This window comes from Pseudoalteromonas sp. T1lg122, assembly GCF_002964825.1.
In the GTDB taxonomy this organism is placed as follows: domain Bacteria; phylum Pseudomonadota; class Gammaproteobacteria; order Enterobacterales; family Alteromonadaceae; genus Pseudoalteromonas; species Pseudoalteromonas gelatinilytica.
Genome location: NZ_PQCG01000034.1, coordinates 228,955 through 244,775, shown reverse-complemented (window position 1 = coordinate 244,775; position 15,821 = coordinate 228,955). Strand labels below are relative to the sequence as shown.

Genomic DNA, 15,821 nt, shown 5'->3' with positions numbered 1-15,821 from the left:
ATGCTTAAACACATAACGGATTGACAGGAGAGTACCATGTTCGACGCAGAAGTTTTGATGGCACCGATTATTGTTTTTATGGTGGTTGTTGCCCCACTTTGGCTAATTTTACATTACCGTAGTAAAAAACAAGTGAGCCAAGGTTTAAGTGAACACGAGCACCGCCAATTATTAGAGCTTGCACAAAAAGCGGATAAAATGGCAGAGCGTGTTGAAACATTAGAAGCCTTACTTGATCAAGAGGCTCCGCAGTGGAGACGTAAAGTATGAGTACCAAACGCGAATTATTTAGAGACGCAGAGCGCGGTAAAATAGCTGGCGTATGCGCAGGTATCAGCGATTACTTTAACATGGAGCTTTGGCTGGTACGCATTTTAGTGGTGACAGCAGTACTATTATCAGGCGGCCCGTTTATTGTTGTTGCTTACATTGCTGCTTGGTTTATTTTAGACAAAAAACCGACTGAAAAAGCAGATAAAAGCGCAGACAGCATTCACCAAGACCCGCTTGAAGTAAAATTTAAAGTATGGCAAAAAGGGGAACCACCTCGCCGTGCATTGCAAGATTTAAAAGATCGTCTTGCTCGAGTTGATGGTCGTTTACAAGAGATGGAACGCTATGTCACATCAACAGAATTTACGGTTAGCCGTGAAATCAACAAACTTTAAAGGACATATACGCACCTTGTTTGCATCGTGATACCCAGCGCAAATAAGGTGCTAGACACTTTATGAGCCAATCATTCGCAAAGAACACCTTTAATTCGTTAAAAAATAAAGCGGAAAAAGCCCTTCATCGTAGTTTAGACCAACACGTGAAGTTAGCCGTCACAGGCTTAAGTGGCAGCGGCAAAACCGCTTTTATTACCGCCTTGGTTAAACACTTAACCAGCCAAGCTGACGATAAAAACTTACCTTTTTTTGATGTGATGCGCGAAAAGCGTCATATCGCCACAAAAATAGTGCCGCAGCAAGCACTGACAATTCCGACATTTGAATATACCAATGCATTATCGGCGTTGTTACCTGTTGAAGGTGAGCCTGCATGGCCTGCCTCTACCGAGCGTATAAATACGCTACGTTTAGCTATTAAGTACCAAAGTAATTCGGGGCTACGCGGTCACTTTGCACCGCAATCAACACTCTATTTAGACATTATTGATTACCCAGGTGAATGGCTACTTGATTTGCCAATGCTAGAGCAATCATTTGCTGATTGGTGTGAGTCACAATACTCACTCTTGCAGCAAACAGCACGCAACGAAAAAGCGAAGCCATTTTTAACAGCCCTTGCTGAACTTGATTTATCAGCCAGTGTTGATGAGAGCAAACTTGCTGATGTCGCTGCGCTTTATCAGCAGTTATTAGTGGGCCTTAAAAAAGACACCAAACTTGCCATGCTGCAACCTGGTCGTATGCTGATGCCAGGCGAGCTTAAAGGAGCGCCGCTACTACAGTTTTTTCCGGTTGCGAATGTGCCTGACGACATAACCGAAGGGTCGAATTTAGCGCATCTTAAAAAGCGCTATAAAGCCTATGTAAAAGAGGTTGTAAAACCTTTTTACGAGCAGCATTTTCGTCATTTTGACCGACAAATTGTGCTGGTGGATGTGCTCAGCGCCTTGAATGAAGGCAGCGAAACCTTGCATGAGCAAAGTCGTGTTATTAACCAATTGCTGGCGCACTTTAATTATGGTGAAGCAAGCTTCTTTAAACGTTTGTTTAAACCAAACATCGACAAGCTACTGTTTGCGGCCAATAAGTCAGATCATATTAGTGCGCAATATCATAAAGATTTAGCGCTACTGCTTGATTCAATCGTGCATGACCAAACGAATCACTTAAAGTTCGAAGGCGTGCAAATCGAAACCATGGCAATGTCATCTATCTGTGCAACAGAGCCGCGCCAAGTGGCTGAAAAAGGCCAGCAGCTAGCTTGTATTTATGGCAAGCCTTTAGGCGAGCAAGAATGGCTAACGTATTTACCACCGCAGCCACCGTCACGCCTTCTCAACAAACAAGAGTGGCCAAAACAGGGCTTTGAGTTCTTATCGTTTTCGCCACTGCCATGCCCTGATAAACGGTTAAAGCATATTCGTTTAGATCATGTCATGCAGTACCTGATAGGAGATAAACTAACATGAGTGAGCAACCAAAGGAGATGAACTTTCAGGCAGGTCGCCGTATTTCAAGCTCTGCAAGCAACGAAGCTCCTGCAGAGGAGTTAACAGTTGCTAAAGTGATAGAAAACGCCGAATTTATCGACACTGAAGAAGATCAGCAAGATAGCATAGAGCTTGAGCCTGTGTATAAAAAGTCGAAATGGCAAACCCTAAAAGGGGTGTTTGTTGTTAGCTTTTTAGCGTTAGTGTTACTTGAGTTTGCGATGTCATTGTTTGTGACGTTTCAGCAATCAATTATTTTAGGTTCGCTGTATTTAACGGCTGTTCTCAGTGGTGTGCTACTGATTGCCCGTGTTATTTGGCGCGAGTACCGTATGCTAAGAAGTTTGAAGCGTAATCAATTGCATCGCACAGAGGCCGACCGCTTACTTAATAGCGAGCAAGTAGGTGAAGCACTGCCGTGGCTTGAAAAGCTTAATAAACATCAAACGCTTACTGGGTTTGAAGAGTTTAAGCAACAAATAGCAAGTCACCATACCGATAAAGAAATCATGACCTTATACGCCGATAGCTTATTGGTAAGCCAAGATCAGCAAGCGAAAAAACTGATTAACCGTTTTGCCACTGAGTCTGGCTTATTGGTTGCGCTAAGCCCGTTGGCTTTAGTCGATATGATGGCGGTGCTATGGCGTGGCACTAAGCTCATTGAGCAAATTGGCCGTATTTACGGTATTGGTTTTGGTTATGCAAGCCGTATTAAATTGTACCGCTTATTAGTGAAACAAGTATTGTTTGTTGGTAGTGCAGAGTTAGTTTCAGATTTAGCAGCAACGGCACTAAGCGCTGAATTACTGGGGAAATTGTCGGGCCGAGCAGCGCAAGGGCTAAGTGCAGGTATTTTTACCGCGCGTATAGGGTATAAAGCGATGGAGCTTAGTCGCCCGTTACCTCGCTTAGAGCATAAGCGTAGCTTGTTAAAAGAAACCGCCAATAGTATTGCCCGTAAAATAGCCTCACGTACCAGCGACAAAGAGACCGAAAATACAAAATGACAACTTTTGTGTACAGTTAATAAAAACGGCTGAGTGATATTTAGCCATCTGAGCATCCGGCATGCTTGTGCATTGTGGGTATCTACGTTTTATTTATGAGTATGAAGTACTGATAATAAAAACGAGAACACACAATGACTAAGCATCACTTACATACACAATGTATTCACGGTCCAGAAAAACCAAATGACCCACATGGCGCACTGAGTGCGCCACTTTACCAAACCTCTACCTTCTCTTTTGCTAATGCAGCCCAAGGTGCAGCCCGATTTGCTGGTGAAGAGCAGGGCTTTATTTATACCCGTTTAGGTAATCCGACAACCCAAGAGCTAGAACAAAAAGTGGCTCAGTTAGAAAACTGTGAAGCAGCGGCTGCCACAGCGACCGGTATGGGAGCCGTGTCTGCGTCTGTGCTTAGCTTTTTACAACAAGGTGACCATCTAGTCGCATCAAGCGCGTTATACGGTTGTACCTTTGCATTTTTTGCTCACATGTTGCCGCGCTTTGGTATCGAAGTCACTTTTGTTGATATGACTAACGAAGCTGAACTTCGCGGCGCGGTTAAGGCCAATTCAAAAATGATTTTTGCAGAAACGCCAATTAATCCGACCATGGCGGTGCTTGATCTAAGTTTAATTGCCGATGTTGCTAAGCAGCATCAGCTGATAAGCGTTATCGACAATACCTTCTTAACGCCTCTGCTCCAGCAACCTACCTCGTTTGGTATTGATATTGTGGTACACAGCGCAACTAAATACCTAAATGGCCATGGTGATGTGGTGGCAGGGCTTGTATGCGGCACAGAGGAGCATATCAACCTGATAAAAATGACGGTGCTAAAAGATATTGGTGCAACGATTAGCCCTCATGATGCATGGTTAATTAATCGCGGTTTAAAAACCCTTGCTGTACGCATGGAGCGCCACTGTGCGAGTGCCCAAGTAGTTGCTGAATATTTAGAGCAACACCCGTTAGTAAGCCAAGTTTATTACCCTGGGCTTAAATCACACCCGGGTCATCAATTTATTGGCTCACAGATGAAAGCCGCTGGTGGTGTTATTGCCTTTGAAATAAAAGGCAGCCTTGAAGATGGCGAAACATTTATAAATAACACCCAACTTTGTACCCTTGCGGTCAGTTTAGGGGATGCTGAAACCCTCATTCAACATCCTGCATCGATGACACATTCGCCTTATACACCTGAAGAAAGAGCAGCTGCTGGGATCAGTGATGGCTTAATTCGATTATCAGTTGGTCTTGAGGATGTTAACGACATTATTAACGATCTTAAAACTGCATTTACATTCATTGGTTAGGTTGTAATTTTAAGTTTACGGTTGTATTTGCTTTTATCCCTTTAAAAATGTGGTGTGTAAACTTTTGGATCTTTCGGTGTAATTTTAACTTTACGTTAAGGCTGTTTCTGCAAACCTTAGAAACAGCCTTAACTATTAAAATTTCGCTTACTTTTACATAGTATCGGCTTAACAAGTTAATGAGATTCTGATCAATGCTGATCAAGATTTAACGAAGAAGGTTATTATGGCTAAAGCAAGTAATTACACCTCCAAGCAACCTGATGAAAATGGGGTTATCCATTGGAGCGAAGAAGAAAATAAAATATGGTCTGAGCTAGTTGCTCGCCAACTCGCTTGCATAGAAGGTAAAGCCTGTGATGAATATTTAGCAGGTCTTAAGAAAATTAATTTACCAACAGATCGTATTCCACAACTCAGTGAACTTAACGAAGTCCTACTCGAAACAACTGGCTGGCAAGTTGCGCCTGTACCGGCACTGATCGATTTTGATGAGTTCTTTCGATTACTAGCAAACAAGCAGTTCCCAGTAGCGACTTTTATTCGCAGCCGTGAAGAGTTTGACTACTTACAAGAGCCAGATATCTTCCACGAGATTTTTGGTCATTGTGCCATGCTTACCAACCCAGCATTTGCTGAGTTTACACACAAATATGGTCAGTTAGGTTATGCCGCTGAAAAGAAAGATCGTGTTTATTTAGCACGCCTTTACTGGTTTACCGTTGAGTTTGGTTTAATGCAAACCGAACAAGGTCTACGTATTTATGGTGGTGGTATTTTATCAAGCCCAGGCGAAACACAGTATGTGTATTCAGATAAGCCAGAAATCAATGCGATGAACGTGCTTGATGTATTACGTACACCTTATCGTATTGATATTATGCAGCCTGTGTACTACACCATTAACTCAATCAATGACTTATTTGATATTTCACAAATGGATATCATGTCGCTGGTGAGTAAAGCAAAAGAATTAGGGCTACATGAGCCAAAGTTTCCTCCTAAAGAAAAATTAGCAAGTTAAGGATTTATAATGTCTTCATTAAGCACACAAAAGTGTGAAGCGTGTCGTGCGGATGCGCCTAAAGTATCTGATGCTGAATTAGCAGAATTGATCAAAATGATCCCAGACTGGGTTCCTGAAGTGCGCGACGGCATTATGCAATTAGAGCGTGTTTACAAGTTTAAAAACTTCAAGCAAGCACTTGAGTTCACTAATAAAGTGGGCGATATGGCTGAAGAAGAAGGTCACCACCCAGGTCTGTTAACCGAGTGGGGCAAAGTAACTGTTACTTGGTGGAGCCACTCTATCAAAGGGTTACACAAAAATGATTTTATCTGTGCTGCTAAAACAGACGATGTATTCGCTGCACTGTAAATTTTAAGTTCTGCCCAGAACGATAAAAGGCGTAACCTCAGGTTGCGCCTTTTTGCTTTTTTAGAGTCCAAGAATTAACATGGAACTCTTATCTTTGCGAGAACACTAGAAAAGAAAATAATGAAAAACAAAGCGCTTATTCTGCCATTCCTACTCATTTTACTGCCCTTAATTGATAGCTTGTTTATCCCGCAAACATTTGGCATTCAATGGCACAGCCCTAAGCTGATGTATCAAATAGGCATAGCACTGATGATTGTAAAGCTCACTATGGTTGCCATTGGGCTTTGGTTATTACTCAAAGCAAAGCGCCTTTATATGGAAGCTAGTAAATCGATCCGTATTCTTAAATTTTCAGTATTTTTACTCGGCGGCTTGCAAGTGGTGATAATGACAGCAATATGCTTTTGGTTTTTAGTAGCGGGCACGCAAGCGAAACATTTTATGCTGCAAGACAACATTGCTGTATTTACCGCTGATTATGGCGTATTTGCTCCGGTACATCATGAGTTCTCATTTATATGCTTTGATGCCAACGGTTTTTACCACATGCAACCAATTGCCCTGCTACCTTGGCTCGGAACCTTTACCTTTACTAGCCAAGATTCACGTTTGATCATTCAACATAAAAACCAAAGTGGCGCGAATACTCAAGAAATTTCATTAAAAGGGTTTGGCTGTTTGCTGTGAGAGCTGTTGGCCTTGTGAAAGGAGGCTGCGATTATAAGTGGTTTTCTGAATACATGCTCTGCAGAAGCCATTATCAGCCATTTTTAAATCATGATTGTGACATGACACATGGAGACAAATTGAACAGTTTAAGGATAGTAAAATACACTTTAGCCATGCTGGCTTTGAATACCGTATTAAGTACTTTTATCACTCTAATAATTGGTAGTGATAATTTAGCTTCACTCTCATTCGGCAAATATTTTACATACCAGTTATTACCATCTTATTTATTGAGCGCAGGTATCTATACCGTTATGGCTAAGCGCAATGTTGTAAAAGCTTGGAATTATGCCCTAAGTGTATATTTACTGGGCTTTATAGTGGGAACAGTAATTGTATCGATACTATTACAAACGTTATTTATCCCACCTTTATGGTTTGTAGAAGTGCCTTTGAGTATAGCCTTTGCGAATGTTGGTACTGTCATCGGAATTAAGTTAGGTACTCTGGATAGTAAGGAAGTCGAAGGGCCCTGATCTTGTTTTTTCTTTCATAAGGCAAAAGCAAAATCTAACCCAATAGATTGAAAAAATTAAAGGTTATAGATAAATGTCAGGTACAAAGTTGTATACATTTTTAATGGATTGGAATGGCGGTACTTTCATATCTCAGTCTAGGGGTGACAATATTCAAGAAGCAACGAAGGGTTGGTTAAATCAATTAAGTATTAAAGAAATAAAAACATCTGAAAGAAGTCTTTCTTTGTTTAAGAGTAGCTTACAGGACGATTTGCAGCCAATTGCAATAGAGGGTAATACATCTGTTTGGTGTCTTTCTGAATTCATAAGTGGTGAGTTAGCAATCATTAATATAATCGCCACTCTCGAAAAATAAAATTACTCTACTGGTTAGAGCAAATGGAGGGTGGAGCTACCTTTCGGCTTCTAAAAAGTCTAAAACTAAGAGGCAATAGATTTATGCCAAAGTTAAGTCAAATAGAACTTTACCTTGACGGTAATTATTCGGAAGAAGATAAAAAGGTGTTTCTTTTTAAGTCTCGTTGCTTGTGTAATTTTTGGGAAAGGGAAATCGGTAAACTCAAGTTTACCTCTAAATACTCACGAATAAATGTTTATGTGACAGATGGCAGTACAGAGATAAGGGTGCAGCCAATGAAAGTTGTGCCTTTCCTCGAAGTTGTAGTTCATTACCCGTTAGAGAAAATAAGCCATTTAAAGGATTCTCAGTTTCAACAGCATTACATAAGGATATTAGAAAAAGCTTTGTCGGCTGCTGTATCTGCAATGCCAATTCCTCTAGAACAAAGCTTGGATATATTGCAACGGTTCGAAGCTAACAATTATGTGAATGAATGGGTTCAATCTGAAAAAGTATCGGCCAAGAAATCAATAGAATCTAAAGTCATTGCTACACTCTCAATGGATGAATTTAAATTAACTCAATTTGTTTATTTGGATTGCAAATTAGCAGATCAACTAATTATTGTTAAGACTCTACCAAGAGAACTCTTGTTTAATAGTTATCTAGGCAAGCTTTCTATATCAAAGGGCAATATTCTTGAATATAAAAAAGGAAAAAGTACATTGTCACAATTTGATCTTACATCAGCTAAATTTATTTAGTTTTTTAACTAAGCGTATATGAAGTGGGCTGCTCTATCTTTTTTACTTTAATAAGTAAAAAAACAAGACCTGATCCTATCAGTGGAATAGATATGTTTTAGATTAGAGTTGAGGGATTTTCTCAAATTCCTAGTGTAGGCAAAGTTTTTCAAATTGCACAAGACTATGAATGCATAGATGAGCTATGGATATACAAAGCTCTGCATTAAGCTCGATTGATGACATAAAATTTGTAATCGAAGGGGTTGGAATAAAGTGGCCTGTTGATGTAACGTCGGATTTAGTCGGTAATTCTGCGTCGAAGATAGTTGACTCTAAGTTAAATAAAAAGAAGCAACTCTAAGTTGTCGTATAGGAAATTGATTAATGCTTAAAGAAAAAAATTTTTTTAGACGCCCAGTTAAACATGCATTATGGGCCACGGTACTTATTATGATATTTGTAACTATCAGACTCGCTATAGGGGAAAGGGTCGGTACAAATTTTGAAATAGCCATAAGGTATATTTTTGCTTGGCCTTTTGTTTATGCTTGCGTTTACATCTTACTAATTGTTTACCTGTACTTTAACCCAGATGCAGATAAACCAAGGAATTAATAGGATTTCTTTGAAATACTTCTCAAAGCAAATAGGATCTGATTTGTGCCGTTCTGCCAGCAGGTAGCGGTGCAGCTGGATCAATAGTGTATGCAGTCAATGAATCATCAAATAGCAATACACCATCTATTAGAGATACATTGGTAAATGGGCTGATGTATATAACTGGACCTTGAAAGCAAGTTGGTAATGCTATTGGCAAAGTCGCTGAAGCAGCAAAAGATTCGTTTGGAGTATTAGACAACCAAGCTGCCGATATCGCGACACAAATGACAACGGTATAAGGTTAAAGAGAATTAAACTTGATGAGCGGATCTACAGACGAAAATAGCGTTCAAGCTATTGCGAAGCACTTTGCTATTTGCCTTGAGAGTAAAAATAGCATTAGGTTTCTTAGTTACCCAATTATGGGGGAATCTTACAATATCTGTGAAACCTCCTACAGGAAGAGGCTCTGTTGCACCCGGTGACAGAAACCCTAAAAGAACGTACTCTAGAGGAGAACCAATGAAATTTTGCAAGATCAAGGTGGCAAATGTGCTGGTTGTGGAGAAACTAAATCTTTAAGTGAAGTCGATGGTCATCATGTACAGCGTCACGCAGATGGTGGCCCAACAACTAAAGAAAATGGTGCTTTAGAGGAATTAAGTTTATGATCCGAGAATACTTTAAAAAAATATATAAAATATATTCTAGTAAATATATTTATATAAGTGTATTTATATCAACGTTGATAGTTCTATACTTGTTTGATGAAAATCATATTCTTGTTAAATTAGTTATATTTATTGGGTTAATCTTATTGTTTAATTTTACCTTTATTAGGTTTGAGAAAAAGAAAAGTGATAAAGGGTCAACTAAATAGGTCGCCTCTTATAATTCAATTCCATTAAATCTAAAGTGTTGTTTACAAAATTATCGTCATAATGTTTACCAAATTATTTATCATAAAATTTGGCAGGGTTATGACGGTTTTTCCCACGCTTTTATCGAACGATTTTTTAGCCAGGCCAAATTTCCACTATACGTTATCTCTTACCCGGTCATAACATTTACCAAAAAAATAAAGGGGTCTTGTCTTGCTTTTTGCTTCCTAGAAAGTCAAAAGCAAGCGCAACTCTTAATAATCATTACTACCCTTTATTAGAACTGCCAGCTCTTAAAATATTTGATAGCTGGCAGTCATCTCAAGCCTAACAGTTATTGCTTTACCTGAACTTCGACTTCTTGCCCGGTTTGTAGTTGCTCGGCGCCGCGTACTGCCACTTTATCGCCCGCATTTAAAGTGATGTTAGAAGTCGGAGTGACTTCAACAAGTTTGTCTTTACCATTACCGACTTTTACGGGAATTTGCAGGGCTTTGTTGTCGTTGTCGATTTTGACGATATGGGTGCCTTTTTTGCGTAAGATTAGTGCATCGCGATTCACCAGTAGTACATCCCCTTTGCTTTTTAGTGGCACGGCTACATCAACCAGTTGGCCAATTGCCCATGTTTGCTCAGCATCATTTGGCAGTAGGGCGCGTACTTCTACAGTTTGTGAACGCGGATCGGTTGATGGGATCACCGCTGTTACAGTGGCTGTTGTCATATCAGGGGCTGATAAGTCGCCGGCTTGAATCGGTAACTCTATGCCTTTGTGTAAAAACTTTAAGTATTTAACAGGCACGTACAAACGCACTTCTAAGTTATTAATATCAAGCAGGGTGACCAGTTCATCTGCGCGATTTATTTCGCGACCAGCGCGTTTAAAACGCTCGCTGATCACGCCATCAAATGGGGCGCGAACGGTTGCACGCGAAAGCTGATCGTCTATTACTTTTAATTCAACCTTAGCCAGTGCGATATCAGATAACGCAAGGTCATGCTTATTTTGCATATCATCGACTTGGCTTGCTGCTGCACTGCTGGCTTTGGCGAGTTTTTGTAAACGAGCGAGCTCTTGTTGATATAAACGTAAGTTTATTTTGGCGCGATTGAGCATTTCTTGCTGGCGTGCTTTTTCAAGTTCAAGCGGTAAGGTGTCCATACGAACTAGGGTGTCGCCACTTTTAACCAGAGTGCCTGGCTCAACAACATATAATAAACGCCCGCTAACGCCCGCTGTTAGGGTTACATCGTCTTTGCCATACAAAGTGCCGCTTACTTCAATTTCGCTTGTCAGCGGAGCTTGTGTGACGGTTTCTACCGTAACAGGTACGACTGCAAAGGCGTTAAATGCGATAAGACTGAATAGCGCACAAAAGCGAGCGGTTAATTTACGAAAAGGTGTGTTCATTGTTTTAATACTCATTGATTCGATACCAAGCTTAAAGGCGTTTTTTCTGGTTGCTGTTTGTTATTAACGGGCGGCAGCTGTCTGCCAAGTTGTAATAAACTTGGCATTAATATCAGGGTGAATAGGGCGCTAATGGCCATGCCGCCGACAATCACAGTGGCAAGGCCACGGTAAATTTCTGATCCTACCCCCGGCATTAGCATCAGTGGCAGCATGCCAAATAAGCTGGTTAAGGTACTTAAGTAAACGGGTCTTGCGCGCAGCAGAACTGCTTGGCGAACTGCGTCTTCTCGACTGAGTCCTGCGGCCATCGCAACGCGGGTTTGGTCAACCAATAAAATGGCATTATTTACCACCAGACCCAGCAAGATAATAAAGCCAATCATGGTCAGTAAGTCGAGCGATTGGAAGGTAAATAAGTTAAGTACAAATAAAGCCAGTACACCGCCTGCAATTGCCAATGGCATAACCAGTAAAACTAACGCGCTGTCTTTGGCTGACTTAAACAATGCGGTCATTAGCAAGAATAAAATAAACAGAGCCAAGATAAAGTTGATTGTCATTTCTTGCATGGCCGAATTCATCTTTTGTGCGTTACCCGCCAATATCGCGCCAGAGCTGTCGGGTAAGCTTGCACGTACTTTTGGCATAACTTGCTCTGAGAGAATGGTTTGCGCTTGTTGCAAGCTCATGTCTGCTGGTGGCGTGACAACAATACTCACGGTACGGCGGCCATTAACACGCCTAAGCTGGGTTGGTCCTACGGTGCGCTCAATATTGGCAAGCTCGCCTAAAGTTTGAATACCTGATTGTGGGGTCACAATGGGTAGTGCTTTAAGCTCTTCTGGGGTTTGCCACGGTATGCCACGTAAAATCACGTTCATGCGTTCGTTGCCATCAAAGTATTCATTAACAAATAACCCACCTGTGTAGGCTTGCACTGCTTGAGATACATCACGACGAGTTAGCCCTGCTTGGGTTATACGACGGTCATTGGGTGTGAGCCTAAGTTCTGGCTCTGCCATATCGAGTCGTGGTTGTGGCCTTGCTGTAGCATTCGGCATTGCTTCGGTGACAGCTTGCAGCGCAACATTAGCACCGGCTATTAGCTCGTCCATATTAGGGCCAGTTAAATCGATATTGATATTGCGACCATCACCGCCATTAGCAACTTGGATCATCGACCCTCTGAAGAAGAATACTTGGGTGTCGGGTAAATCAATGAAGATCTCTTCTCGGGCTACCTTCATTAATTCTTCAACACGTTGTGGATCAGCAGAATATATAAAGCCGCCAGCATTTGCGCCAAACGCATAAAAGTTAAAATCTTTTATCCCCGGCTCTTTTTCACCTGTGTAATAAGGCATTAAGCGCTTTTTAATACGCATCAGCAGCTCTTCTTCCATAAACTGTACATTGCCGCCAGGTGGGGTATTTAAGTTAAAGAAAAAGCCATCGGTTGGTGCGCGCGGCATAAAATCAGTTTTCGGGAGCATGGTCATGGTTGCGACGAGTGAGCCACCCAATAACGACACTATCCATACTATTTGTTTAACGCGGGTATTGGTAAGCGCCATGATGAAGTTAGTCAGCTTATGCCAATATTCACGGTAAGGATCCGCTTTTAGCTGTTTGTCTGGCCAAAAGTGGTTAGCCAACGGAATTAGTGTAATTGCGCAAATCATCGAGGCAATTACAGCAATGGATAAGGTGAGCGCCAAGTCAGAGAATAACTGCCCTTCAATACCTGCCATAAATAAAATTGGCAAGAAGATAGCAACGCTGGTGGTGGTTGAGGCAAATAAAGCGCCAGTTACTTGGGCTGCGCCTTTTAGCGCGGCTTTTTTAGTATCAAAGCCTTCGCTTCTTAGCCTTGCGATGTTTTCTTGCACTATGATGGCGGCATCAAGTACTAAGCCAACAGCAAAGGCAAGGCCCGCCAGTGAAATAACATTTAAGCTGCGGTCAAAAATATTCAACGTTAAAAACGCGACTAACAAAGAGACAGGAATTGTTGCTGCAATCACAAACGTGGCCTTTAAGCCTCTAAAGAACAGCCACAAGATTAAACACGACAGCAGAACACCTAGGCCTAAGTTACTTTTAACCAACGACAAAGCATTACGAATATGCACTGAGGCATCAAAACTTAATTCAATCGCTAAGCCATTCTCAGCCAGCGGCCCTTCGTTTAGCTCATTAATGGCAAGGTTAATTTCGTCGAGTAGGGCAACGGTATTGGCTTCGTTTGCGCGCGAAATACGAATGTAATACGCGGGTTTACCATTTCGACCACTCATCCCTAAACGGTCAGAGAAAGTGCGCTCTACACTTGCGATATCGCCAAGGTAAATGGGTCTATCGCCTGAATAACCAACGCGCATTTGTGCCATGCTCGATAAATCATATTGCCCAGTAAAGCGTACGGTATATTGACGACGGCCAACATTGGCAAGGCCACCAGAGGTATCGCGTGAGCTGGCTAATACGTTACTGATTTGGTCAAGGCTGACGCCAAGTGCGGCGGCTTTGTGAGGGTCAAAGGTGATACGTAACTCTTTTGGTCGCTCACTGGCTAAATCAACGCGGGCAACACCAGGAATTCGTGCCAAACGGGGCTCAACAAATTCATCAATTTGTTTTTGGAACTGCGCCATGTCTAAATCAAGGCTGTCGCTATTAAAATCTTTTGGGGTGACCAGTAACGTTGCAGCGGCTTCCCCATTATTACCGCCAGCAAAAACCACAGGGTCAAATGCATCTAACGGCAGGGGCGGCGCTTGGTTAAGGCTAGTTAACACATCAAGCATGGCCTGTTGCATGTTTTGCCCAACAGCAAAAGTCAACGTGATAGAGCCATTGCCACGGTTAATGTAAGTATTAACCTCTAGCGCACCCGGAGTGTTTTTTACTGCGTTCTCAAGCGGCTCAATGATCACCGATTCAATCTCTTCAGGTGCAGCTTGGCGCCAGCCAGAGAAAATAGTGATCTGCGGTTGCTCAATATCTGGTGTGAGCTGAATTGGCAGCTTAAAAATACTCAACATGCCAAACAACATAATCAACACCAAGATGACAATAACACTCGCAGGGTTTTTCAGCGAACTACGTGTCAGGTTCATTGTGTGTGTTCCAAAATCAGTTTGTCTGCATTGTAGTGCGATGTAAAAAAAGTGCCAGTGAGGTAAATGAAATGTATGTCAGAAGTAACGCTGAATAGCCGTTAATTCGCGATAAAGTGTGTATTTGAAATAAGATGTAACAATTTAGCCGAGGAGCTTTAAGTTTTAAGCCCTAAGTAATAGAGTCTGAAACTAGTGAGTCGTATCTTTTCGGCTAAGTGCAGCCACATTTTGCTCAAACACACGCTTTACTTCTGCACTGTAGTGATTGTGGTCGTTAATGGTGATAAACGGATTCGTGAAACTAACATCACAGAAAGCTGTATAACACTGGATTTTAACTGCAACTCGATCGGGTGTTGCAAGGCCATCTAAGGTCGTTTGCAATGCTTCAAAAACATAATCTTTATTAACGTGCGATGTTAAAGCAACTTCAAGCTCTTTGACCTCAGTGCGATGTGAATTTGTGTCGGTGACAAAAAAATCGTATAGGTAGCTACGTGATGCAAACAGTATGATTGCCACAAGATAGAATAGTCCTGTGTAATAAAATAATTCCGTGTGGGTAAAACTCCGAAAAGACTTGAACATTTTCACTATTATTTTTTGTTTGTTTTTTATACTAAAACATATTTGTGAGTATATCTCAACAAACTAGCTAAAAATCATTGCATTACAGATAATAAAAAAGCGCGAAACTAGTTAGCATCGCGCTTCTTGAATTTTTAAACTTATAGCTTATAGCTTATAGCTTATAGCTTATAGCTTATAGCTTATAGCTTATAGCTTATAGCTTATAGCTCAGCATAGTTATTCATCAATCGAGCGAAGTAGGGCATTAATACCTACTTTCTCGCGAGTTTGCTGATCAACTTTTTTCACGATGATGGCAGCGTATAGGCTGTGCGAACCATCTTTTGACGGTAGAGAGCCTGGAACAACAACCGCACCTGCTGGTACTCGACCGTAATGAGTTTCGCCAGTTTCACGGTCATAGATACGTGTGCTTTGGCTGATGTAAACACCCATTGAAATAACCGCACCTTCTTCGACCACAACGCCCTCAACAATTTCAGAGCGAGCGCCGATAAAACAGTTATCTTCGATAATAGTTGGGTTTGCTTGCAGTGGCTCAAGTACACCACCAATGCCTACACCGCCCGACAAGTGAACGTTTTTACCAATTTGTGCACACGAGCCAACCGTTGCCCATGTATCAACCATCGTACCTTCATCAACGTAGGCGCCAATGTTGACATAAGATGGCATTAGCACCACGTTTTACCTACGAAGCTGCCTTTACGTGCCACAGCATTTGGCACAACACGCATCCCGCCTTGTTGGAATTGCTCTGGGGTATAGTCGCTAAACTTAAGGGGTACTTTGTCGTAAAACTGATTAACACCATCGCTCATTGGTTGGTTATCACGAATACGGAAAGACAGTAGCACCGCTTTTTTCAACCATTGATGTACAACCCACTCACCACTGATTTTTTCAGCAACACGCGCAGCACCGCTATCAAGTAATTCAAGCGCGTCGATAATTGCTTGTTTAACTTCACTTGATACTGTGCTTGGGCTGATGCTATCGCGGTTGTCCCAGGCGTTTTCGATCATGGTTTTTAAATCTGACATAAGAT

17 protein-coding genes and 1 pseudogene are annotated in these 15,821 nt (G+C 41.6%); 13 read left to right on the top strand and 5 right to left on the bottom strand.

Features of this window, described 5'->3' with window-relative positions:
• Nucleotides 1-36 precede the first annotated feature (36 nt).
• From pspB to C2M33_RS21160, 12 genes are all read left to right on the top strand, one after another.
• Nucleotides 37-270 carry an envelope stress response membrane protein PspB gene (pspB, locus tag C2M33_RS19245; protein ID WP_036969793.1) on the top strand — a complete coding sequence of 78 codons (234 nt, stop codon included), beginning with the start codon at nucleotides 37-39 and terminating at the stop codon, nucleotides 268-270.
• Nucleotides 267-668: an envelope stress response membrane protein PspC gene (gene pspC / locus C2M33_RS19240; RefSeq protein WP_063706824.1), complete on the top strand. Its 402-nt coding sequence runs from the start codon at nucleotides 267-269 to the stop codon at nucleotides 666-668. The genes pspB and pspC overlap by 4 nt, the downstream gene beginning before the upstream one ends.
• A gap of 62 nt (nucleotides 669-730) precedes the next feature.
• A complete protein-coding gene (locus C2M33_RS19235) occupies nucleotides 731-2,143 on the top strand; it encodes a YcjX family protein (RefSeq protein ID WP_105175203.1) in 1,413 nt (470 codons plus the stop codon).
• Nucleotides 2,140-3,174, top strand: a complete 1,035-nt coding sequence (locus tag C2M33_RS19230) for a TIGR01620 family protein (RefSeq protein ID WP_062566869.1) — start codon at nucleotides 2,140-2,142, stop codon at nucleotides 3,172-3,174. The genes C2M33_RS19235 and C2M33_RS19230 overlap by 4 nt, the downstream gene beginning before the upstream one ends.
• A gap of 134 nt (nucleotides 3,175-3,308) precedes the next feature.
• A complete protein-coding gene (megL, locus tag C2M33_RS19225) occupies nucleotides 3,309-4,490 on the top strand; it encodes a methionine gamma-lyase (protein ID WP_063529998.1) in 1,182 nt (393 codons plus the stop codon).
• Nucleotides 4,491-4,716: 226 nt separating this feature from the next.
• Nucleotides 4,717-5,514, top strand: a complete 798-nt coding sequence (gene phhA, locus C2M33_RS19220) for a phenylalanine 4-monooxygenase (RefSeq protein ID WP_054553132.1) — start codon at nucleotides 4,717-4,719, stop codon at nucleotides 5,512-5,514.
• 9 nt (nucleotides 5,515-5,523) lie between these two features.
• On the top strand, nucleotides 5,524-5,868 hold the full coding sequence (locus tag C2M33_RS19215; RefSeq protein WP_036969771.1) for a 4a-hydroxytetrahydrobiopterin dehydratase: 345 nt from the start codon (nucleotides 5,524-5,526) through the stop codon (nucleotides 5,866-5,868).
• A 120-nt stretch (nucleotides 5,869-5,988) separates the two neighbouring features.
• A complete protein-coding gene (locus tag C2M33_RS19210; protein WP_105175202.1) occupies nucleotides 5,989-6,558 on the top strand; it encodes a hypothetical protein in 570 nt (189 codons plus the stop codon).
• Nucleotides 6,559-6,659: 101 nt separating this feature from the next.
• Complete coding sequence (locus C2M33_RS19205; RefSeq protein ID WP_158685611.1) at nucleotides 6,660-7,076, top strand: hypothetical protein; 417 nt, start codon at nucleotides 6,660-6,662, stop codon at nucleotides 7,074-7,076.
• 73 nt (nucleotides 7,077-7,149) lie between these two features.
• Nucleotides 7,150-7,434 (top strand): hypothetical protein, encoded by a 285-nt coding sequence (locus tag C2M33_RS19200; RefSeq protein ID WP_105175200.1) that lies wholly within the window; start codon nucleotides 7,150-7,152, stop codon nucleotides 7,432-7,434.
• Nucleotides 7,435-7,517: 83 nt separating this feature from the next.
• Nucleotides 7,518-8,183, top strand: a complete 666-nt coding sequence (locus C2M33_RS19195; RefSeq protein ID WP_158685610.1) for a hypothetical protein — start codon at nucleotides 7,518-7,520, stop codon at nucleotides 8,181-8,183.
• 184 nt (nucleotides 8,184-8,367) lie between these two features.
• The gene (locus C2M33_RS21160) at nucleotides 8,368-8,526 is read left to right on the top strand and encodes a hypothetical protein (protein ID WP_158685609.1); all 159 of its coding nucleotides are present in this window, start codon (nucleotides 8,368-8,370) and stop codon (nucleotides 8,524-8,526) included.
• Nucleotides 8,527-8,802: 276 nt separating this feature from the next.
• Here C2M33_RS21160 and C2M33_RS21155 read toward each other — a convergent pair whose 3' ends face one another.
• A complete protein-coding gene (locus C2M33_RS21155; RefSeq protein ID WP_158685608.1) occupies nucleotides 8,803-9,024 on the bottom strand; it encodes a hypothetical protein in 222 nt (73 codons plus the stop codon).
• Nucleotides 9,025-9,295: 271 nt separating this feature from the next.
• On the opposite strand from C2M33_RS21155, the gene C2M33_RS21560 reads away from it, so the two are divergent.
• On the top strand, nucleotides 9,296-9,436 hold the full coding sequence (locus C2M33_RS21560) for an HNH endonuclease signature motif containing protein (protein ID WP_158685607.1): 141 nt from the start codon (nucleotides 9,296-9,298) through the stop codon (nucleotides 9,434-9,436).
• A gap of 544 nt (nucleotides 9,437-9,980) precedes the next feature.
• Here C2M33_RS21560 and C2M33_RS19180 read toward each other — a convergent pair.
• From C2M33_RS19180 to dapD, 4 genes and pseudogenes are all read right to left on the bottom strand, one after another.
• Complete coding sequence (locus C2M33_RS19180; protein ID WP_408003014.1) at nucleotides 9,981-11,072, bottom strand: efflux RND transporter periplasmic adaptor subunit; 1,092 nt, start codon at nucleotides 11,070-11,072, stop codon at nucleotides 9,981-9,983.
• Nucleotides 11,069-14,179 (bottom strand): efflux RND transporter permease subunit, encoded by a 3,111-nt coding sequence (locus tag C2M33_RS19175; protein WP_105175198.1) that lies wholly within the window; start codon nucleotides 14,177-14,179, stop codon nucleotides 11,069-11,071. The genes C2M33_RS19180 and C2M33_RS19175 overlap by 4 nt, the downstream gene beginning before the upstream one ends.
• 192 nt (nucleotides 14,180-14,371) lie before the next feature.
• Entirely contained in the window at nucleotides 14,372-14,704 is a 333-nt protein-coding gene (locus C2M33_RS19170; protein WP_105175197.1) for a hypothetical protein, read from the bottom strand.
• Between the two features lie 285 nt (nucleotides 14,705-14,989).
• Nucleotides 14,990-15,816: pseudogene (gene dapD / locus C2M33_RS19165) on the bottom strand (2,3,4,5-tetrahydropyridine-2,6-dicarboxylate N-succinyltransferase).
• Nucleotides 15,817-15,821: the final 5 nt, after the last annotated feature.